At 65.1% G+C, this 19,982-nt stretch carries 16 protein-coding genes, 3 tRNA genes, 2 rRNA genes and 5 pseudogenes; 7 read left to right on the top strand and 19 right to left on the bottom strand.

Going from position 1 to position 19,982, the window contains the following annotated elements:
- Positions 1 to 13 precede the first annotated feature (13 nt).
- The 10 genes and pseudogenes from ACUDAL_RS17770 to ACUDAL_RS17725 all read right to left on the bottom strand — a co-directional run bounded on the left by ACUDAL_RS17770 (position 14) and on the right by ACUDAL_RS17725 (position 4,694).
- Positions 14 to 89 (bottom strand) — tRNA-Thr (locus tag ACUDAL_RS17770).
- Between the two features lie 43 nt (positions 90 to 132).
- Positions 133 to 207, bottom strand: a tRNA-Gln gene (locus tag ACUDAL_RS17765).
- 6 nt (positions 208 to 213) lie between these two features.
- A tRNA-Phe gene (locus ACUDAL_RS17760) sits at positions 214 to 289 on the bottom strand.
- A 91-nt stretch (positions 290 to 380) separates the two neighbouring features.
- Complete coding sequence (locus ACUDAL_RS17755) at positions 381 to 653, bottom strand: oxidative damage protection protein (protein WP_444679430.1); 273 nt, start codon at positions 651 to 653, stop codon at positions 381 to 383.
- Between the two features lie 36 nt (positions 654 to 689).
- Positions 690 to 1,799: pseudogene (gene mutY / locus ACUDAL_RS17750) on the bottom strand (A/G-specific adenine glycosylase); the annotation flags it as partial.
- A gap of 104 nt (positions 1,800 to 1,903) precedes the next feature.
- On the bottom strand, positions 1,904 to 2,491 hold the full coding sequence (locus ACUDAL_RS17745; RefSeq protein WP_444679056.1) for a hypothetical protein: 588 nt from the start codon (positions 2,489 to 2,491) through the stop codon (positions 1,904 to 1,906).
- A 35-nt stretch (positions 2,492 to 2,526) separates the two neighbouring features.
- Complete coding sequence (locus tag ACUDAL_RS17740) at positions 2,527 to 3,117, bottom strand: AsmA family protein (RefSeq protein WP_444679055.1); 591 nt, start codon at positions 3,115 to 3,117, stop codon at positions 2,527 to 2,529.
- A gap of 47 nt (positions 3,118 to 3,164) precedes the next feature.
- A pseudogene (locus ACUDAL_RS17735) lies at positions 3,165 to 4,244 on the bottom strand (AsmA family protein).
- Between the two features lie 13 nt (positions 4,245 to 4,257).
- Entirely contained in the window at positions 4,258 to 4,470 is a 213-nt protein-coding gene (locus ACUDAL_RS17730) for a hypothetical protein (protein ID WP_444679054.1), read from the bottom strand.
- A complete protein-coding gene (locus ACUDAL_RS17725; protein ID WP_444679053.1) occupies positions 4,401 to 4,694 on the bottom strand; it encodes an acetyl-CoA sensor PanZ family protein in 294 nt (97 codons plus the stop codon). Before ACUDAL_RS17725 ends, ACUDAL_RS17730 begins: the two co-directional genes overlap by 70 nt.
- Positions 4,695 to 4,867: 173 nt before the next feature.
- Here ACUDAL_RS17725 and hisB point away from each other — a divergent pair, with 173 nt between their 5' ends.
- The 5 genes and pseudogenes from hisB to ACUDAL_RS17700 all read left to right on the top strand — a co-directional run bounded on the left by hisB (position 4,868) and on the right by ACUDAL_RS17700 (position 8,229).
- The gene (gene hisB, locus ACUDAL_RS17720; protein WP_444679052.1) at positions 4,868 to 5,461 is read left to right on the top strand and encodes an imidazoleglycerol-phosphate dehydratase HisB; all 594 of its coding nucleotides are present in this window, start codon (positions 4,868 to 4,870) and stop codon (positions 5,459 to 5,461) included.
- Between the two features lie 20 nt (positions 5,462 to 5,481).
- Positions 5,482 to 6,123, top strand: coding sequence for an imidazole glycerol phosphate synthase subunit HisH (hisH, locus tag ACUDAL_RS17715; RefSeq protein ID WP_444679051.1), 642 nt, complete (start codon positions 5,482 to 5,484; stop codon positions 6,121 to 6,123).
- Positions 6,124 to 6,196: 73 nt separating this feature from the next.
- Positions 6,197 to 6,948, top strand: a pseudogene (gene hisA / locus ACUDAL_RS17710) (1-(5-phosphoribosyl)-5-[(5-phosphoribosylamino)methylideneamino]imidazole-4-carboxamide isomerase).
- A 1-nt stretch (position 6,949) separates the two neighbouring features.
- Positions 6,950 to 7,723, top strand: coding sequence for an imidazole glycerol phosphate synthase subunit HisF (hisF, locus tag ACUDAL_RS17705; RefSeq protein ID WP_444679050.1), 774 nt, complete (start codon positions 6,950 to 6,952; stop codon positions 7,721 to 7,723).
- Positions 7,720 to 8,229 (top strand): hypothetical protein, encoded by a 510-nt coding sequence (locus tag ACUDAL_RS17700; RefSeq protein ID WP_444679049.1) that lies wholly within the window; start codon positions 7,720 to 7,722, stop codon positions 8,227 to 8,229. The genes hisF and ACUDAL_RS17700 overlap by 4 nt, the downstream gene beginning before the upstream one ends.
- A 107-nt stretch (positions 8,230 to 8,336) precedes the next feature.
- Here the strand turns inward: ACUDAL_RS17700 and ACUDAL_RS17695 are convergent, their stop codons facing one another.
- Together ACUDAL_RS17695 and ACUDAL_RS17690 are read right to left on the bottom strand one after the other, a co-directional pair.
- Positions 8,337 to 8,927, bottom strand: a complete 591-nt coding sequence (locus tag ACUDAL_RS17695; protein WP_444679048.1) for a YjaG family protein — start codon at positions 8,925 to 8,927, stop codon at positions 8,337 to 8,339.
- 52 nt (positions 8,928 to 8,979) lie between these two features.
- The gene (locus ACUDAL_RS17690) at positions 8,980 to 9,273 is read right to left on the bottom strand and encodes an MGMT family protein (RefSeq protein ID WP_444679047.1); all 294 of its coding nucleotides are present in this window, start codon (positions 9,271 to 9,273) and stop codon (positions 8,980 to 8,982) included.
- Between the two features lie 49 nt (positions 9,274 to 9,322).
- Here ACUDAL_RS17690 and ACUDAL_RS17685 point away from each other — a divergent pair, with 49 nt between their 5' ends.
- A complete protein-coding gene (locus ACUDAL_RS17685; RefSeq protein WP_444679046.1) occupies positions 9,323 to 10,018 on the top strand; it encodes a type 1 glutamine amidotransferase in 696 nt (231 codons plus the stop codon).
- Positions 10,019 to 10,024: 6 nt separating this feature from the next.
- On the opposite strand, the pseudogene mnmH reads toward ACUDAL_RS17685, so the two are convergent.
- The 5 genes and pseudogenes from mnmH to ACUDAL_RS17660 form a co-directional block, all read right to left on the bottom strand.
- Positions 10,025 to 11,144, bottom strand: a pseudogene (gene mnmH, locus ACUDAL_RS17680) (tRNA 2-selenouridine(34) synthase MnmH).
- Positions 11,141 to 12,177, bottom strand: a pseudogene (gene selD / locus ACUDAL_RS17675) (selenide, water dikinase SelD). The pseudogenes mnmH and selD overlap by 4 nt, the downstream one beginning before the upstream one ends.
- A gap of 56 nt (positions 12,178 to 12,233) precedes the next feature.
- Positions 12,234 to 13,613, bottom strand: coding sequence for a DNA repair protein RadA (gene radA, locus ACUDAL_RS17670; protein ID WP_444679045.1), 1,380 nt, complete (start codon positions 13,611 to 13,613; stop codon positions 12,234 to 12,236).
- A gap of 103 nt (positions 13,614 to 13,716) precedes the next feature.
- Positions 13,717 to 14,166, bottom strand: a complete 450-nt coding sequence (locus ACUDAL_RS17665; protein ID WP_444679044.1) for a copper resistance protein NlpE N-terminal domain-containing protein — start codon at positions 14,164 to 14,166, stop codon at positions 13,717 to 13,719.
- A 111-nt stretch (positions 14,167 to 14,277) separates the two neighbouring features.
- Positions 14,278 to 15,174: an AEC family transporter gene (locus tag ACUDAL_RS17660; RefSeq protein WP_444679429.1), complete on the bottom strand. Its 897-nt coding sequence runs from the start codon at positions 15,172 to 15,174 to the stop codon at positions 14,278 to 14,280.
- A 114-nt stretch (positions 15,175 to 15,288) separates the two neighbouring features.
- On the opposite strand from ACUDAL_RS17660, the gene hisC reads away from it, so the two are divergent.
- The gene (gene hisC / locus ACUDAL_RS17655) at positions 15,289 to 16,344 is read left to right on the top strand and encodes a histidinol-phosphate transaminase (protein ID WP_444679043.1); all 1,056 of its coding nucleotides are present in this window, start codon (positions 15,289 to 15,291) and stop codon (positions 16,342 to 16,344) included.
- Positions 16,345 to 16,609: 265 nt separating this feature from the next.
- Here the strand turns inward: hisC and rrf are convergent.
- Positions 16,610 to 16,725, bottom strand: a 5S ribosomal RNA gene (gene rrf / locus ACUDAL_RS17650).
- A gap of 81 nt (positions 16,726 to 16,806) precedes the next feature.
- Positions 16,807 to 19,792, bottom strand: a 23S ribosomal RNA gene (locus ACUDAL_RS17645).
- Positions 19,793 to 19,982 lie beyond the last annotated feature (190 nt).

Raw genomic sequence — 19,982 nt, 5'->3', positions numbered from 1 at the left:
GCGTACTGTTTGATGGTGCCGGCACCAGGAGTCGAACCCGGGACCTACTGATTACAAGTCAGTTGCTCTACCAACTGAGCTATGCCGGCTCGGGACCGATCCAGGGAAACTGCAGATCGGATAGGGTTGGCGTGGCTGGGGTACCAGGATTCGAACCTGGGAATGCCGATACCAAAAACCGGTGCCTTACCACTTGGCGATACCCCAGCAGTGTGGTGGCCAGAGACGGAATCGAACCGCCGACACGGGGATTTTCAATCCCCTGCTCTACCAACTGAGCTATCTGGCCGCTGCCAACGGTGCGTATTTAACTAAATGCGCTCGCTTGCGTCAACCCCTTCTTTTCATGAAGTTGGCGCGCCGCGCTCAAGGTCACGAACCTAGGGGTTCGGCGGTACATAGCCCTGCGCCTGATCGGTTTCCTGGTTGTCGAAAAAGCGCTCCATCTGCTCGTTGAGATAGGCCCGCGCCTCGGGCTCGAGCAGATTCAGGTGCTTTTCATTGATCAGGCGCGTCTGCAGCGCCTGCCACTCTTCCCAGGCCTGCTTCGACACGCTGGCCTGGATGTCCTGCCCCTTCTTGCCGGGCAGCGGCGGGAAAGGCAGAGCCTCCAGCTCTTGCTGGTACTTGCGGCAGAACACGGTCTGGCCCATATCGATCTCCTTTGTGGTCATTGGTTGGACGTCAGGGCCCTTCGGCGCCTCCAGGATGAATGGCGTGAGCGAGGCGAGCAGCGACTTTACGGGCGCCGCCAGGCCGATACGCCCCGGGTTGCCTGGATCGTACCAGCAACGCGCCTCCCCCACCGCATCGAGTCTCTCGACGTAGACAGGTTGCGGCGTGATCTCTAGGTGAAAGTGGCTGAAGACATGGCCGAAGGCGGGCCAGGCCGGCGCAAGCCGCGCCCCCGGCGCATGGGCATCGAGCCAATGGCGCAGGGCCTCGAGGTCGTCGAACTGGGGCAGCCCCCATAGCCCGCCCCAAAGCCCATGAGAAGGGCGCCGCTCGAGCAGTACGCGGCCCTGGGCATCCTGCAGCACCAGCATCAGGGTAGTGCGCATCGGCAGCACCCTTTTCGGCTTCGATTCAGGGAAGCGGCGCTCCTCGCCCCGGCCGTGGGCCACGCAAACGCGCTCGAACGGGCAGCGCTCGCATTCGGGCGTGCCGCGCCGACACAGCGTCGCACCGAAGTCCATCATGGCCTGGGTGTAGTCGGCCACGCGACGCTCGGGGGTATAGTGCTCGGCCAGCGCCCACAGTTGGCGCTCTACCGCCGGTCGGCCCGGCCAGCCCGCCACGGCGTGCAGCCGGGCCAGGCTGCGCTTGACGTTGCCATCCAGGATCACGGCTCGCCGCCCGGTACTCTGGGCGATGATCGCCCCGGCGGTAGAGCGTCCGATGCCCGGCAGCTCGGCCAGGGCCTCGACGCTGGCCACCGGCAGCTCGCCATGGTGCTCCTGCTGCACCTGCTGCGCTGCCTTGTGCAGATTGCGGCCACGCGCATAGTAGCCAAGGCCGGTCCAGAGATGCAGCACGTCATCCAGTTCGGCGGCAGCAAGGCTGGCGAGGTCGGGGAAACGCACCATGAAACGTTCGAAATAGGGAATGACGGTGGCCACCTGGGTCTGCTGCAGCATGATTTCCGACACCCACACGCGGTAGGGGGTGCGCTCACGCTGCCACGGCAGGTCGTGGCGGCCGCAGGCATCGAACCAGGCCAGCAGCCGGTGCTGAAACTCATCGGGAGGCAAGACCGGCTCGATGCCGGACTTCACGTTGGCTTGCTTGTTCGACGACATGGCGTACCACCGAAAGGCATGGGCGCGCCGACGCAAGGCGCCGGTGTCCCATCAAAAAAAGCGCCGACTGGAGGAGCCGGCGCAGGGACTGACTTACTAGGTAGTCAATTGAACAGACCGCGCAGGGTGTCGCGAAGTTCCCGGCTCAGGTCCTCGCCCAGGCGTTCCTCGAGACGCTCCAGCGGACGCTCGAGGCGGCGCTCGATCTCGTCACCAGTGCGCTGGGAAACCTCCTCACGCAGCAGCTCGGCCAGCGTGGCCTGGAAGGCTTCGCGATCGAAGCGGCACCATTCGCCGCTGTCGCCGGTGTAGTCGCCGCTACAGCGCATCGGCAGCGGGATGCGTTCGAGCCGTGGATTGACCGGACAGGCCGCATCGGCGCCGTCGACGAAGCGCGCGGCGGCGCGCAGGTCGAAGCGCTCGGTCACCAGGTCGAGTTCACCGGCACCGCGCAGCGCAATGCCGGGAAGGGTGACCAGAATATCCTCGCTGCGCGCCACCCCTTCAGTGATCTGCAGGCTCGCTTCGGCCCGTTCGAAGCGGGTGTCGGCGCTCCACTCACGCGTCGTTTCCTGGCCGTCGAGCAGCGCGGCCAGCGTGCAGAGCTCCTGGGAGAGATTGACCTCAAGGATGGCCCCCTCGTCGATGCGCCCGGCCAGCTGGCCGGCCAGGCTGCGCTTGAGCGCCGGCAAGGTGTTGTGGCGCGCTTCGAGCTGGCCCTCGAGGCTCAGGCGGCCGCGCAGCGGGCCGGGCCTTCGTCGTCGGCCAGCGCCTGCAGCAGCGGCTCCAGGCGCACCCGCGACAGCCGCGGGGCCAGCTGCCAGTGAATGGGATCGCGCGTCAGGTCGAGCGCGCCGCTCGCGCCCAGCTCACCCCCGTAGAAATTCGCGGTGAAACGCTCCAGGCGTTGGCGGCCGTCGCTACCGGCCAGGGCGATCGCCACCTGGGTGAAGTCGAGTCCGCTCATGCGCAGGCGCTCGACCTCCAGCGCGCCCTCCAGGGCAAGGGCGGTCAGCCACTCTTCCGGCACCAGGGTGGCCTCCTCTTCCGCGTGGGCGATGCCGATACCTAGCCGCTGGCGCGATGCGCTCTGCCCGGCAGAGGTCGGAGGCGGCAGGTAGTCGTCCAGATTGAGCCTGTCGCCATGCAGGTCGAAGCTGAGCGCCTGCCCGCCGAAGCCATAAGCCATGCGACCGGTAAAGGTACTGCCGTCCAACACTAGCGTGAGCCCGGGCAGTTCGGCGCGCGCCAGGTCGCCGCGTACCGGGCTGGTCAGGGCCACATCGGTCAGCGCCCGCGCCGACGCCGTGGGCGGCAAGTTGCCGGTGCGTGTCAGCCAGGCCCGTAGCGAAAAGGGCGCCAGACTCAGCTGCCCCCGTAGCTCGGCGCTCCGTCAAGCCCCGCCAGGTTGAGATTGCCGCTGAGCCTCAGGTCGTCGGGGCCGGTCAGCTGCAGATCGCGCAACTGGGCAGAGGCCTCGCCAAGGTCGCCTTCAAGCTGGAAGGTCAGCGCCAGCGGCAGCGGCCTCGGGCCCAACGCGGGATGCTGCAGATTGGCCTCCAGGCGCCCTTCCTGCAGCTGCAGGCGCTGCTGTGAGAGGTCAAGCAGCAGCTGCTGGCCGCTCAGGTCGGCCTGCTGCCGACCGTCGATGCCTTCGAGCGTGGTCGCGGTATTGAGCCGCACCCCTTCGATCACGTAGCGGCGCTCGGCCAGCGCCAGACGCACTCGCCCTTCCAGGGCAATCTCACTGGCCAGGCCAGGCGGGCGCTCCAGCTCGCGCCAGTCCAGCGCACCGTAGGAGGAGAGCCGGAAGGCGCTCTTGACCGGGAAGGCGCGCTCGGGATTGACGTTGGTGCCAGAGAGGTTGAGGTTTTCGAGCATCCACTCGCGCTCGGCCTCGTGGTCGCGTAAGCGCACCGCGCCGTTGCGCACCTGCACGCTGGCGATATTGAGCGCCACCACCAGGTTGCTGCCTTCGAGGCTGGGGCCGGCAGTGGCGGGCGCCAGCGCCGATTCCGCGCCCTCGCGCCGCTCGTCGAGGCGCTCCAGCAGCGTCTCCCAGTTGCCTTGGCCGTGCTCATCGCGCACCAGCCGCAGCTGCATGCCATCGAGGGTCAGCCCTTCGATGGCGACCTCCCCTCAGTAGCGGGGCAAATGCCAGGCTGACCTCGGCGCGCTCGAAGGCGAGGAAGGGGGTGAGTCGAGCGCCTGTTCCTGCAGCCGCGCCTCGGCGCGCTCGACGCTCACGCCCAGGCGCGGGTAGAACGACCACGAGAGAGGTCCATCCAGCGTCAGCTCGAGGCCGCTGTGTTCGCGCACTACCTCGATGAGCCGCGGCTTGAAGTCCTCGGGGTCGAGAAAGGTCGTGACATAGACCACCGCGGCCACCACCGCCACGCCGAGAACTCCAATGGCTGCAAGCAGCGTTTGCAACAGTCGCTTCATGTGTACCGCCTCCTTACAGCGGTGGTCTTAGCTCGAAATAGTCGTCGGCGGCATGCAGCCGGTAGCCCAGCCGAGAGAGCAGCAGCTGGTCGGCCAGCGGGAGCTCGGCGACGCTGACGCGCAGCGTGCGCCCCTCTTCACGCGCGGCATCGCCGATCAGGGCCAGCAGCCGTGAGCCAACCCCCGACGCCGCGTGGCCTTGCGTATGCAGAAGTGCGACAGCCACCAGGCCTGGTCGTCGGTGGCGATGGCCACCGCGCCGATCAGGCGATCGTTGAAGTGGGCGCAGCCGAAGCGGCGGCCGGCCTGGAGCCAGGTTTCGATGAAGGCGCCCGCCGGCAGGGGCAGGCGCTCGGCAGGGGCATCGTCGTAGATGCGCTTGAGGTCATGTTGCACCTGCGATTCGCAGGCCCAGCGGGAATGATCGACGAACTGAAGCGTTACCGGCATGGCGGCCTCCCCGGGCAGCGGCCGGGGCCGCCGTAGACGTGGGCGCATTGTAGCGGATGGGGGGGCGATTCTCTATAATGGTCGGCCCATGACGGCAGGCCCAGCGCCTAGCCCGCCCGGCAGCTAGCCCGGGGTCATACCCAGCGACGCGCGCACGCGCGAGAGAGTCCGACATGTCCGAGCGAATCGCCACGGTTACCCGTGATACCCAAGAAACCCGGATCACGGTCACAGTGAACCTCGACGGCGAAGGCCGCCTCAACTGCGAAACCGGCGTTCCCTTTCTCGATCACATGCTCGACCAGGTGGCACGCCACGGCCTGATCGACCTGGACATCAAGGCGGTGGGCGACCTGCACATCGACGATCACCACACGGTGGAAGATCTCGGCATCACCCTCGGCCAGGCCTTCGACCAGGCGATAGGCGACAAGCGCGGCATTCGCCGCTACGGCCACGCCTACGTGCCGCTGGACGAGGCGCTGTCCCGCGTGGTGGTCGACTTCTCCGGCCGCCCGGGCCTGTTCATGGACGTCGACTTCACCCGCGCCACCATCGGCCGCCTCGACACCCAGTTGTTCTGGGAGTTCTTCCAGGGCTTCGTCAACCATGCGCGGGTTACGCTGCACATCGACAACCTGAAGGGCTTCAACGCCCACCATCAGGCCGAGACCATCTTCAAGGCCTTCGGCCGCGCCCTGCGCATGGCCGTGGAGGCCGACCCGCGCATGGCCGGCCAGATGCCGTCGACCAAGGGCTGCCTGTAACCGATACCAGAGGAGTTTCCATGACCATCGCCGTCATCGACTATGGAATGGGTAATCTGCACTCGGTTGCCAAGGCCTTGGAGCACGTGACCCACGAGAAGGTGATCATCACCCGCGACGCCCGCTGCATCCTCGGTGCCACTCGCCTGGTGCTGCCCGGCCAGGGCGCCATCCGCGACTGCATGGGCGAACTCGAGCGCACCGAGCTGCGCGGCCTGGTGCAGGAACTGCTGGCCAACCAGAGCAAGCCACTGCTGGGCATCTGCGTGGGGCAGCAGATGCTGCTCGACCACAGCGAAGAGAGCGGCGGCGTGCCCTGCCTTGGCTTCCTGACCGGCACCGTGAAGCGCTTCCCGCTCGACATGGTCGACGAGCAGGGCCAGCGCCTGAAGGTGCCGCACATGGGCTGGAACATCGTTCGCCAGCACCACGAGCATCCGCTGTGGGCCGGCATCGACCAGGATGAGCACTTTTACTTCGTGCACAGCTACTACGTGACGGCGGAGAACGATGCCTGCGTTTTCGGCACCACGCGCTATGGCCGCATCGAGGCCCACGTGGCCGTAGGCTACGACGCTACCTTCGCGGTGCAGTTCCACCCCGAGAAGAGCTCCCGCTCCGGCCTCAAGCTGCTGGAAAACTTCGTCGAGTGGGCGCCCTGAACCCTGGCCACGCGTCGCCCGCAGAAGCCAAGATGACAACCCGGTGCCGCTAGTGCACCCGAGAGGACACGACATGCTGGTAATTCCCGCCATCGATCTGAAGGACGGCAAGTGCGTCCGCCTCAAGCAGGGCCGAATGGACGACGCCACCACTTACGGCGACGACCCGGTGGCCATGGCGGCTCGCTGGGTCGAGGCCGGCGCACGCCGGCTGCACCTGGTCGACCTCAACGGCGCCTTCGAAGGCAAGCCGATCAACGGCGAGGCGGTGACCGCCATCGCACGGCGCTGGCCCGAACTGCCCATCCAGATCGGCGGCGGCATCCGCAGCGCGGAAACCATCGAGCACTACCTGGCCGCCGGGGTCTCCTACGTGATCATCGGTACCAAGGCGGTCAAGGAGCCGGCGTTCGTCGGTGAGATGTGCCGCGCCTTCCCCGGCCACGTGATCGTCGGCCTGGACGCCCGCGACGGCTTTGTCGCCACCGACGGCTGGGCCGAGGTCTCCCAGGTCAAGGCGGTGGATCTGGCCAAGCGCTTCGCCGACGACGGCGTCTCCAGCATCGTGTACACCGATATCGCCCGCGACGGCATGATGAACGGGGTCAACGTCGAGGCCACCGCCGAGCTGGCCCGCGAAGGGGCCTGCCGGTGATCGCCTCCGGCGGGGTCACCAACCTCGACGACCTGCGCGCGCTGGTGGCCGCAGGCGAGCCCGGCATCCTCGGCGCCATCACCGGGCGCGCCATCTACGAAGGCAGCCTGGACGTCGCCGAAGGGCAGCGGCTGTGCGACGAACTCACCGACAACCGGGCGGGAGGCTGACATGGGCCTGGCCAAACGCATCATTCCCTGTCTCGACGTCGACGCCGGCCGCGTGGTCAAGGGCGTCAACTTCATCGGCATCCGCGACGCCGGCGACCCGGTGGAGATCGCCCAGCGTTACAACCAGCAGGGCGCCGACGAGATCACCTTCCTCGACATCACGGCCAGCCACGAGGACCGTGACACCACGGTAGAGATGGTCGAGCGTATTGCCGGCGAGGTGTTCATTCCGCTGACGGTGGGCGGCGGCATTCGCAGCTGCGACGACATCCGCACCATGCTCAACGCCGGCGCCGACAAGGTCTCGATCAACACCGCGGCGGTGACCAACCCCGAGTTCGTGCGCGAGGCCGCCGAGCGCTTCGGCAGCCAGTGCATCGTGGTGGCCATCGACGCCAAGCGGGTCTCGGCCGAGGGCGAAACGCCGCGCTGGGAGATATTTACCCACGGCGGGCGCCGCCCCACCGGGCTGGATGCCGTGGAGTGGGCGAAGAAGATGGTCGCATACGGCGCCGGCGAGCTGCTGCTGACCAGCATGGACCGCGACGGCACCAAGGCCGGCTTCGACCTCGGTGTGACCCGGGCGATTAGCGATGCGGTGACAGTGCCGGTGATCGCCTCAGGCGGCGTCGGCACCCTCGATCACCTGGTCGACGGTGTGATCAAGGGCGGCGCCGACGCAGTGCTGGCCGCCAGCATCTTCCACTTCGGCGAGTACACCATCCCCGAGGCCAAGCGCTACATGGCCGAGCGCGGCATCGAGATGCGTCTTTGACAACGCCAGCAGGCCGCCAAGTAGCGACAGCAAGGCAGGCGGTCCGCCAGCTCATCCTGGCCTCGCTGTCCGCCACCCTGGCGGTGCCCGCAGCCCAGGCCCAGCCGTCCGGGCAGGCCTCGCCGTCAATCTGGCCACCCGTGCTGGAAGTCGAGCACGTGCTGCTGCAAACCAGCCTCTACACGCGCCACTTCAACCCCCAGCCCGACCACAACAACACCCAGGAGCTGATCAGCCTCGAACTGCACAACCCCCAGCGCTGGCTGGTCGGCGGCGCCCGCTTCCTCAACTCCTTCGACCAGGAAACGGTCTACCTCTACGCCGGGCGCGAGTTTCCTTCTGGCAGCCTGGTGACAACGTCACCGTGCGCGCCAAGCTCACCGCCGGCCTGCTGCACGGCTACCGCGGCGAGTACCAGGACAATATTCCGTTTAACCGCTACGGCACTGCCCCGGCGGCCTTGCCCAGCGTGGGTGTGCAGTGGGGGCGCTTCGAGACCGACCTAATCGTGTTCGGCACCGCCGGGGCGATGATAATAGGCGGCTTCCGCTTCTAGGCTAGGCTGTACGAAGGAAGCCTGGCGAAACGGGCGTGGGCGCCCGCTTCGCCCCCATCACTCCAGCGCCAGGCCGAGATTGCTCACGCCATCGTTGCGCCCCAGCCGGCGCAGCGCCTTGAGCGAGTCCCGGTCGAGCGGACCTTCCGCCGCTTCCAGCACCGCATCCTGAAAGTCGTTCTCGTCGGCCATGAGTGGGTGCTCACGTACCAGCTTGGCCAGCTTGCCGGCATCCTCCTCGCCTTCGGTCAGCTCGACGAAGGCGCGCACGCCTCCCTTGGAGATGCGGCTGACCTCGAGCACGGCCTCGGGGGACTCACCCCGCAGCGTATCGAACAGCGAGGACATCGCCACGACCACCTCCACCGCGCGCCGGGCACCGAAGCTGTCGTCGTCCTCCGGCGGTTCGAGCTCGGCCAGCTTTTCCGCCTGACGCTCGAAGTCGATACGCGCCTCGCGTACGGCGAGCTGCTCCCACACCAGATCGAGCATCACACGCAGGCCGGCCGGATTGCCGGTCCCCGTCATCTGGGCATAGAGCGAATAGTTGGGCAGCATCCGCTCGCACAGCGCCGCCATGAAGGCCTGTTGCTGACGCGACGAGAGTGCCTGCAGTCGCTCATGGAAGCCCCCTTTTGGCTGGCTCATGGATTCTCCTCGTGTTTCGACGGTCAGAAGAAAGGATCAGGAAGCGGATGGCTCATGGCCACATGGCTTCGGGCGGCACGCGTCCCCGGCTATCAAAGAGCACGCCCTCGGCCTCCAGCCGCTCGCGCTGCTTGATGGCACCGGGATGCTCGGCCACCCGGCGCGATGCGGTAATCACGCGGAACCACGGCAGCCCGTGGTCGTCGGGCAGCTCACGCAGCGCCCGGGCGACGAGCCGCGGCGTGCCGCCCTCGGTCATGGCGGCAATGCGCCCGTAGGTGGTCACCCGCCCTGGCGGTATAGCCGCCATGATGGTCAGTATCTGTTCCCGCAGCGCCGGTTTCATGTACGCTCCGCTCCCCTGCTTCGTGTCACCTTTCAATGGCGAGGATTCCATGCACCTGCATCTGCTTCAACACAGCCCGGACCACGGGCCGGAACGGATTGCCGACTGGCTGTCCAGCATGGGGCACAGCCATACCGTGTTTCATCTCTACGCCGGCGAGGCGCCGCCAAGCCTTGGCGACGGCGATGCGCTGATCGTGCTCGACGGCCCCATGGCACTCGACGACGACGCGCACCACCCCTGGCTCAAGCCTGAGCGCAAGCTGATCGCCAAGGCGCTGGACGGCCGCAAACCGCTGCTCGGGATCGGCCTTGGCGCCCGAATGATCGCCACCGAACTCGGCGCCACGGTGGGTCGCGGCACCTACGCCGAGGTGGGCTGGCATGAGGTGACCCTGGCGCCCGACAGTCCGTTCGACCTGCCCGAGCAGTTCACCGCCTTCATGTGGCACCGCCATGTCTTCGCCCTGCCCGACGATGCCCTACCCTTGGGCGGCAGCCCCGGCAGCCCGGTACAGGGCTTCGCCTGGGACGCCGGCCGGGCGCTGGGGCTGCTGTGCCACCTCGAGGTCACACACGCCGGGGTTTCCCGGCTGCTCGAACACCAGGCGCGCCCCGAGGGCAGCGAGGCCAGCCCCCATGCGCAGCCCAACGAGAGCATCCTGGCCGACAGCCGGCGGTTCGACCGCCTGGCCCCGCTGCTCGACCGCCTGCTCAGCCAGTGGATCCGCAGCGCCCCGGCGTAAGGCATCTCACGCCGGCTGCGGCTGCGTATCGAGCTGCCGCGAGCGCTCCTGCGACCAGGCTTTCGCCGCCGCCAGGCAGCTGTCCCAGTCGCCGACGTGCAGGAAGCGCCCCGGATCGCGCCGCTCAAGCTGGTAGCGATACATGGGGTCGTAGTATTCGGTGAGCAGCGGGGCCAGCCAGGCCTCGTGCGCCTGCCGATTGCCGCGCTCGTGCTCACGGAAGGCAAGCTGCTGAAGGCGCTGCAGCCTGGCCAGGCGGGCATGGCCCAGGCGTTTCTTCAGCCGTGCCAGCGCGCCCGCAAGCTGCTTGCGCATCAGCGCCCAGCCCAGCCACTCGCCGAACTGCTGGCGATAGATCGCCCACAGATCGTCGATGTAGTCCTTGTGGATCTGGGCCAGGCGCCAGTCGAGCGGCATTTCCACCCGCACCCTGGGCGCCTGCTCCATGCTCCGCCAGAAGGCCAGCGGCACGTTGGCCGTGCCGATATGGCGCGACTCGTCCTCCACCACCAGCGGACCTGACAGTGCCAGCAGACGCAGCCCCATGGCGTGCTCGAAGTCGATCTGACTGGGCGCCGGCAAGGGGTGACGACCGAAGGCCGAACCCTTGTGGCGGGCGCAGCCCTCCAGGTCGAGCCCGTTGGCCAGCTGCTGCACCAGCGCGGTCTTGGCGCAGCCGGTGAGACCACCCACCACCAGCAGGGGCTGCTCGGATGCCGTCTCGATGCGCTGGCATAGCGCATGGCGCATGGCCTTCCAGCCGCCGCGGATGCGTGGCCGCTCCACACCGGTCTCGGCCAGCCACTGCTGGGCGATCTGCGAGCGCAGCCCGCCGCGAAAGCAGTAGAGGATCGCGTCGGGATTCTCCACGACCGCCTGCCGCCAGGCGGCGATGCGCTGCTGGCGAATGCTGCCGCTGACCAGGCGCTGGCCAAGCGCGATGGCGGCCTGCTGACCGTGCTGCTTGTAGGCGGTGCCCACCAGGCGGCGCTCGTCGTCGTCCATCAAGGGTAGGTTGATCGCCCCGGGAAGCCCCCTGGGCAAATTCCACCGGGGCCCGCACATCGATCAGCGCGCGCCCCTGCTGCAGCAACGTCAGCTCGGGTTCGACCTGCGGCAATGTCACCCCAGCACCTCGATCAGCGCAGGGCCGCTGGCCTTGACGATCTCGCCGAACGGCACCAGCTCGATGCCATGGGCACGGCCGATGCGCTCGACGTCATCTTCCCATGAGGGGTGCACGGACAGCAGCAGCCCCCCGAGGTCTGCGGGTCGCACAGCCATTGCCAGTGCGGCTCGTCCATCGGCTTGAGCGCATCGCCGAGGGCCTGGCGGTTGCGCTGCGTTCCGCCGGGCACCGCACCACGGCGCCGATAGGCTTCGGCCTCGGCCAGCCGCGGCAGGCGGCGAAAGTCGATGCGCGCCGCCACGCCGCTGGCCTGGCAAACTTCGGCCAGGTGGCCGGCCAGGCCAAAGCCGGTCACGTCGGTCATGGCATGCACGCCCTCTACCCTGGCCAGCTCCACCCCGATCTGGTTGGAGGCCAGCATGGTCTCGCGGGCCAGGTTCTGGTGACCCGACTCCAGCAGCCCCTGCTTTTCAGCGGTGGTCAGCATGCCCACCCCCAGCGGCTTGGTCAGGAACAGCAGGTCGCCTACCTGGGCGCCCTTGTTGAGCTTGAGGTGCTTGAGGTCGACGAGGCCGTTGACGGCCAGGCCGAAGATAGGCTCCGGCGCGTCGATGGAGTGGCCGCCGGCCAGCGCCAGGCCCAGCTCGCGGCACACCGCCTGGGCGCCGGCCACTACGTCACTGGCGATTTCCGGGCCCAGCTTGTCCAGCGGCCAGCCGAGGATGCCGAGCGCGAGCACCGGCGTTCCGCCCATGGCGTAGATGTCGCTGATGGCGTTGGTGGCGGCGATCCGGCCGAAATCGAAGGGATCGTCGACAATCGGCATGAAGAAATCGGTCGTGGCGATCATGCCGCGACCATCGCCCAGGTCATAGACCGCCGCGTCTTCACGCCCCTCATTGCCGACGATCAGCCGGGCGTGGGTGGCGCCGGGCCCAGCCTTGGCCAGGATGCCATCCAGCACATCGGGAGCGATCTTGCAGCCGCAGCCTGCGCCGTGGCTATATTGGGTCAGGCGGATCGCGCTCATCACAGTCTCCTTGGGTTGCATTTCTTGGCAGTCTAGAACAGCGCGGCTACAGCGACTTACAGCGCCTCGATGGCATCGGCCAGCTTGTCAACTGCGACGACCTCCATGCCGCCGGGGGCATGCTTCGGCGCATTGGCCCGCGGCACGATGGCCCGGGTGAAGCCATGCTTGGCCGCCTCGACGATCCGCTCCTGCCCGCTGGGAACCGGGCGAATCTCGCCGGAAAGGCCCACCTCGCCGAAGGCCACCAGCTCGCGCGGCAAAGGCCGATTCTGCAGGCTCGACACCACCGCCAGCAGCACCGCGAGGTCGGCGCTGGTCTCCAGCACCTTGACGCCGCCCACCACGTTAAGAAAGACGTCCTGATCGCCGGTGAACAGGCCCCCATGGCGGTGCAGCACCGCCAGCAGCATGGCCAAGCGGTTCTGGTCGAGGCCCACGGCGACGCGCCGCGGGTTGCCCAGCGCCGACTCGTCGAGCAGCGCCTGCACCTCCACCAGCAGCGGCCGCGTGCCCTCCCACACCACCATCACCAGGCTGCCTGGCGCCTGCTCCTCTCCGCGCGAGAGGAAGATGGCGCTGGGGTTCTTCACCTCCTTCAGGCCGTGCTCGAGCATCGCGAACACGCCCAGCTCATTGACCGCGCCGAAGCGGTTCTTCTGCCCGCGAAGGGTACGGAAGCGGGAATCGGCGCCGCCTTCGAGCAGTAGCGAAGCGTCGATCATGTGCTCCAGCACTTTGGGGCCGGCCAGGGTGCCGTCCTTGGTCACATGGCCGACCAGCAGCAGTACCGTATTGCTCTGCTTGGCAAAGCGGGTCAGGGCCGCCGCGGACTCCCGCACTTGGGCCACGCCGCCGGGCGCCGAGGCGATGTCCTCCAGATGCATGGTCTGGATCGAGTCGATCACCAGGATCTCCGGGCGCTCGCGCTCAGCCACGGCAAGAATCGTCTCGACGCTCGTCTCGGCCAGCATCTTCAGCCCCTGCGCCGGGAGCTGCAGGCGGTGCGCCCGCATCGCCACCTGGGAGAGCGACTCCTCGCCGGTGACGTAGAGCACCTTGCGCGCCTGCGCCAGCTTGCAGGCGGTCTGCAGCAGCAGGGTGGACTTGCCCGCTCCCGGGTGCCCACCCAGCAGCACCGCTGAGCCAGGGACCAGGCCGCCGCCCAGCACTCGGTCGAACTCGCCGAACGTGGATGAGAGGCGCGGCACTTCGGTGAGGTCGATGTTGGCCAGGTCCACCACCTCGCGCGATAGGGCCCCGGCATAGCCCCCACGCGCCACGGACGCCGTGGCGGTGCCGGTACCCGGGCGGGGCGCACTCAGTCGAACCTCGCTCAGCGTGTTCCATTCCAGGCAGCTCGAGCACTGCCCCTGCCACTTGCGATACTCCGCCCCGCACTCGGTGCAGACGAACGCGCTCTTAGCCTTGGCCATGCCGGCCCCTCTCCTGCCGCAGAAGGCTCATTCTATCAGGTCCGTTGACGCCCAGACGCAAGAAGGCGGCCTGCTGGCCGCCTTCTTGCGCACCGCAGCGCCGTTACTGGCGCCGCAGCTGCAGGGACTCGTTGTTCTGGAAGCGACGCCGCTGGGGGTCGATCAGCTCCAGGGTGCGCTCGTCGACGCGCAGGAAGTAGTAGACCTGGCCCTCACCGTCCGGCGTGAGTTCGTACACCGTGGCATCCGGGTCGACCGCGGTACCGCTCAGCACTTCCCAGTTACCGGCGTAGTTCTCGTCGGGCGGATCCTGGGGATGCTCGCGATAGCTGGCACGCAGGGTGAAGGTACGCTCTTCCAGTGCACTCTGCTCCGTACCGAGCATCCGCACATCGAGGTCGATACCGGCACAGTTGCGGCAGGGCAGCGTGCCCTGATAGACCGCTTCGCGATCATCCGCCATCGGGGCGGCGCCGTCATCCATCGGGCCAGCCGCACAACCGGCCAGCAGGGCCAGCATGGCCGAACCCGCCAGCAGTGTCCTCATACGCATTAGCTCACTCCTAACCTTGGGGTTTACGCAGAAATATTTGGCCGCTTGTGTCACAGCATAAACCCTTACGGCTCATGCAGACAGCCTCTGTGCTCCTGAGGTTCCCTCAGTTCAGCCGGCGCCAGGATAGACGTGGAGGAATACCAGAGCCAGCACGATCGGCATCACTACCAGGCTGCCCAGGTTGCCTATCAGCACCAGGGAAGCCACCTTGTGCGGCTCCTGGCGGTACTGCTCCGCCACCAGGTAATTGAGCACCGCCGGCGGCAGCGCGGCAAAGACCCATAGTGCCGCTGCCTGCAGTCCGGTGAGCCCGAGCAACCAGATCAACGGGGCGGCCAGCAGCAAGCCCGAAAGCGGGCACAGCAGGGCACCGAGCAGGCCGGTCTTCCAGTCGCTGAAGTCGATCTCGAGCATTCGCACACCGAGGGCAAACAGCAGCAGCGGGATGCAGACCCCGCCGAGCATATGCAACGCTTCCAGCAGCCAGCCGGGCAAGGGCACTCCCGCCAGGTTGACCCCAAGACCCGCCAGGCTCGCCAGTACGATTGGCATGCGCAGCAGCCGCCAAAGTGGCGTTTGCGGGCTCAGCATGTAGAGCCCCACCGAGAAGTGCAGCAGCATTTCGACGATGAACAGCACGATCGCCGCCGGTAGCGCAGCTTCACCGAACGCCAGCAGCAGCAAGGGGATGCCCATGTTGCCAGAGTTGTTGAACATCATGGGCGGCAGGAAGGTCTTCGGCTCCAGTCGCAGCCACTTCACCAGCGGCCACAGCAGTAGCCCTGACCCCAGCACTACCACGCCGCCCGCCGCAGCCAGGCCGACATACTCTTCGAGCGGCGCCTGGCCATCGGCCAGCACGGCAAACACCAGCATCGGCACGAACAGCTCCATGTTGAGCGTGTTGATGCTGCGTATGTCCGGCGTGCGAAAACGGCCATAAAGCGTACCGCAGCCGGCGATGAGAAATACCGGCAGCAGGGTGGCGATGATCTGGGCGGTCATGTCGGGCACCGAGGTCCATGCGAAAGCGCTTAGGCTAGCACGCTATCGGCTTGCGCGGTCAGTCCGCAGCAGTCAACATGGCCTGACGTTCTGCCTTGCGAGAAACGAGACACCATGAGCCAGTTCTGGAGCCCGGCGGTGCGCGGGCTGACCCCTTATGTTCCAGGGGAGCAACCGCGCGAGAAGCTGATCAAGCTGAACACCAACGAGAACCCCTACCCTCCGGCGCCTGGCGTCGAAGCCAGGCTGCGTGAGTTCCCGGCCGATCATCTGCGGCGCTATCCCGACCCGCAGTCGCTCGCCCTGCGCACAGCGCTTGCCCATGAGCATGGCGTGGAGGTGGAGCAGGTCTTCGTTGGCAATGGTTCCGACGAGGTGCTGGCACTGGCGTTCCAGGCCTTCTTCTGCCACGGCCGCCCGCTCGAGATGCCCGAGATCACCTACAGCTTCTATCCGGTCTACTGCCGGCTGTATGGCATCGAACAGCGCAGCCTGGCGCTCGACGCGCAGTGGCGCGTCGATCTCGACGCCTTCAGCAGCGACAGCAGCGGGACGATCTTCGCCAACCCCAACGCCCCGACCGGCCACGGCCATGGGCGCCAGGCCATCGCCACGCTGCTCGATCGCCTCGGCGGGCAGGTAGTGCTGGTCGACGAAGCCTACGTCGACTTCGGTGGCGAGAGCGCCGTGCCCTTGATTGGTCGCTATCCGAACCTGCTGGTCACCGGGACCTTCTCCAAGTCCCGCAGCCTGGCAGGCCTGCGCCTTGGCTATGCGATCGGGTCACGCGAACTGATCGAAGGGCTCGAGCAGGTCAAGGACTCCTTCAATTCCTACCCCATCGACAGCCTGGCCAGCGCCCTGGGCATAGCCGCCCTCGAGGATAAAGCGCACTTCGATGCCTGTCGCGAGCGCGTCATGACCACACGCGAGCGTACCGTCCGCCGCCTCAGCGAGCTCGGCTTCGAGGTGCTGCCCTCCCAGGCCAACTTCGTGCTGGCGCGTCACGCCCAGCACGATGCCGCGCAGCTGTTCGTCGGCCTGCGCGAGCGTGGCATCCTGGTACGCCATTTCAATACGCCGGCACTGCGCGACTTCCTGCGCATCTCGATCGGTACCGACGACGAGATGGACAGCCTCATCGAAGCCTTCGAGCTGCTGTGTCGTTGAACCATTCCGCGGGCGCCGTCGACGCCTGCAGTAAGCGCACAAAAAAACCCCGAGCACGTTCGTGCTCGGGGTTTTTTTGTGTCTTGCCCATGGCCGGCCGGCGGCGGGCCCGCCTAGGCCACTTTCGTCGGCGCCCGCCTGGCACGAGCTCGGCGAGCAGTACCTCGGCCCATCCCGCCCCACTCCTGCCAGCTTTCATCGCCTGCCGTTTCCTGCCGCCCAAACGACGAAACCCCGACCAGTTGGCCGGGGTTTCTGAAAAGATGCCTGACGATGACCTACTCTCACATGGGGAGACCCCACACTACCATCGGCGCTGAGCGGTTTCACTGCTGAGTTCGGCATGGGATCAGGTGGTTCCCACTCGCTATGGTCGTCAGGCGAAAACGGTTGGAATCATGCTGACGCGATCGTCTCGTCGTATCCGTCAATGTGCGCGATGCGCAGACCCCTTGGGGTTATATGGTCAAGCCTCACGGGCCATTAGTATCGGTTAGCTCAACGCCTTGCAGCGCTTCCACACCCGACCTATCAACCAGCTGGTCTCGCTGGGCCCTTCAGGAGGCTCAAGGCCTCGGGGAGATCTCATCTTGAAGGGGCTTCCCGCTTAGATGCTTTCAGCGGTTATCCCGTCCGCACGTAGCTACCCGGCAATGCCACTGGCGTGACAACCGGAACACCAGAGGTGCGTCCACTCCGGTCCTCTCGTACTAGGAGCAGCTCTTCTCAAATCTCCAACGCCCACGGCAGATAGGGACCGAACTGTCTCACGACGTTCTAAACCCAGCTCGCGTACCACTTTAAATGGCGAACAGCCATACCCTTGGGACCGACTTCAGCCCCAGGATGTGATGAGCCGACATCGAGGTGCCAAACACCGCCGTCGATGTGAACTCTTGGGCGGTATCAGCCTGTTATCCCCGGAGTACCTTTTATCCGTTGAGCGATGGCCCTTCCATACAGAACCACCGGATCACTAGAACCTACTTTCGTATCTGCTCGACGTGTCTGTCTCGCAGTTAAGCACCCTTATGCTCTTGCACTCAACGCACGATTTCCGACCGTGCTGAGGGTACCTTCGTGCTCCTCCGTTACGCTTTGGGAGGAGACCGCCCCAGTCAAACTACCCACCACACACTGTCCTCGATCCGGATCACGGACCTGAGTTAGAACGCCAATGATGCCAGGCTGGTATTTCAAGGTTGGCTCCACCCGAACTGGCGTCCGGGTTTCCTAGCCTCCCAGCTATCCTACACAAGCAACATCAGCGTCCAGTGTGAAGCTATAGTAAAGGTTCACGGGGTCTTTCCGTCTAGCCGCGGGTACACAGCATCTTCACTGCGATTTCAATTTCACTGAGTCTCGGGTGGAGACAGCGTGGCCATCATTACGCCATTCGTGCAGGTCGGAACTTACCCGACAAGGAATTTCGCTACCTTAGGACCGTTATAGTTACGGCCGCCGTTTACCGGGGCTTCGATCAAGAGCTTCGCCCGAGGGCTAACACCATCACTTAACCTTCCGGCACCGGGCAGGCGTCACACCCTATACGTCCGCTTGCGCGTTTGCAGAGTGCTGTGTTTTTAATAAACAGTTGCAGCCACCTGGTATCTTCGACCGCTTCGTGCTCCGGCCGCGAGGGCCTTCACACTAGTGCGGCGTGCCTTCTCCCGAAGTTACGGCACCATTTTGCCTAGTTCCTTCACCCGAGTTCTCTCAAGCGCCTTGGTATTCTCTACCTGACCACCTGTGTCGGTTTGGGGTACGGTCCCATAGAGTCTGAAGCTTAGAGGCTTTTCCTGGAAGCGTGGCATCGATGACTTCGGCACCGTAGTGCCTTCGTCTCACCTCTCGGCCTTGGGATCCCGGATTTGCCTAAGATCCCAGCCTACTGGCTTTCACCAGGACAACCAACGCCTGGCCCACCTAGCCTTCTTCGTCCCCCCATCGCAACTCTATGAGGTACGGGAATATTAACCCGTTTCCCATCGACTACGCCTTTCGGCCTCGCCTTAGGGGCCGACTCACTCTGCTCCGATTAGCGTCGAACAGAAACCCTTGGTCTTCCGGCGGGGGAGTTTTTCACTCCCCTTGTCGTTACTCATGTCAGCATTCGCACTCGTGATACCTCCAGCAGACTTCTCAATCCACCTTCATCGGCTTACACGACGCTCCTCTACCGCGAGTCTGCATCCTTGATACCACTCTTTCTATCCATCCTTCTCGACTCGACGTTCGGGACGGCTTGGACGTCGCTTCGCGACGCCAATCGAATAGCATCAAGTGATGCAGACTCACCCGTAGCTTCGGTACCTGGTTTAGCCCCGTTACATCTTCCGCGCAGGCCGACTCGACTAGTGAGCTATTACGCTTTCTTTAAAGGATGGCTGCTTCTAAGCCAACCTCCTAGCTGTCTGAGCCTTCCCACATCGTTTCCCACTTAACCAGGATTTCGGGACCTTAGCTGACGGTCTGGGTTGTTTCCCTTTTCACGACGGACGTTAGCACCCGCCGTGTGTCTCCCACGCTGCACTCACCGGTATTCGGAGTTTGCCTCGGGTTGGTAAGTCGGGATGACCCCTAGCCGAAACAGTGCTCTACCCCCGGCGGTGATACGTGAGGCGCTACCTAAATAGCTTTCGAGGAGAACCAGCTATCTCCGAGCTTGATTAGCCTTTCACTCCGATCCACAAGTCATCCAAATCTTTTTCAACAGATCCTGGTTCGGTCCTCCAGTTGATGTTACTCAACCTTCAACCTGCTCATGGATAGATCGCCCGGTTTCGGGTCTATTTCCAGCGACTGGTCGCCCAGTTAAGACTCGGTTTCCCTACGCCTCCCCTATACGGTTAAGCTCGCCACTGAAAATAAGTCGCTGACCCATTATACAAAAGGTACGCGGTCACATGACTAGCATGCTCCCACTGCTTGTACGCATACGGTTTCAGGATCTATTTCACTCCCCTCTCCGGGGTTCTTTTCGCCTTTCCCTCACGGTACTGGTTCACTATCGGTCAGCCAGGAGTATTTAGCCTTGGAGGATGGTCCCCCCATATTCAGTCAAGGTTTCACGTGCCCCGACCTACTCGATTTCACGACACTCAGATTTCGGCTACGGGACTATCACCCGCTATGGTCAGGCTTCCCAGCCTGTTCGCCTATCAGTTGTGCCGCTTAAGGGCTAGTCCCCGTTCGCTCGCCGCTACTAGGGGAATCTCGGTTGATTTCTTTTCCTCGGGGTACTTAGATGTTTCAGTTCCCCCGGTTCGCCTCCCAACACCTATGGATTCAGTGTGGGATACCCAGCTTGTGCTGGGTGGGTTTCCCCATTCGGAAATGCCCGGGTCACAGGTTGTTTGCCACCTCACCGAGCCTTATCGCAGGCTACCGCGTCCTTCATCGCCTCTGGCTGCCAAGGCATCCACCGTATGCGCTTAATCGCTTGACCATATAACCCGAAGGGGTCTGGTCTGCGATCACGTACGACATTGCCGGATACGCTTGAGACGTATCTTCGTTTCCTTTCCTGTCGGAAAGGAACTGTCAGCATGATTCACATTGTTAAAGAGCAGACTGTCAATCGACAGTCATAAACCGCTCATCGCGTGCTGCGAGGATGGCTTATGACTGCGGATCCG

This window comes from Halomonas sp. E19 (genome assembly GCF_052439355.1).
Taxonomy (GTDB): Bacteria; Pseudomonadota; Gammaproteobacteria; order Pseudomonadales; family Halomonadaceae; genus Halomonas.
The sequence above is the reverse complement of the archived record's forward strand: the minus strand, read 5'-3'. Positions and strand labels throughout refer to the sequence as shown.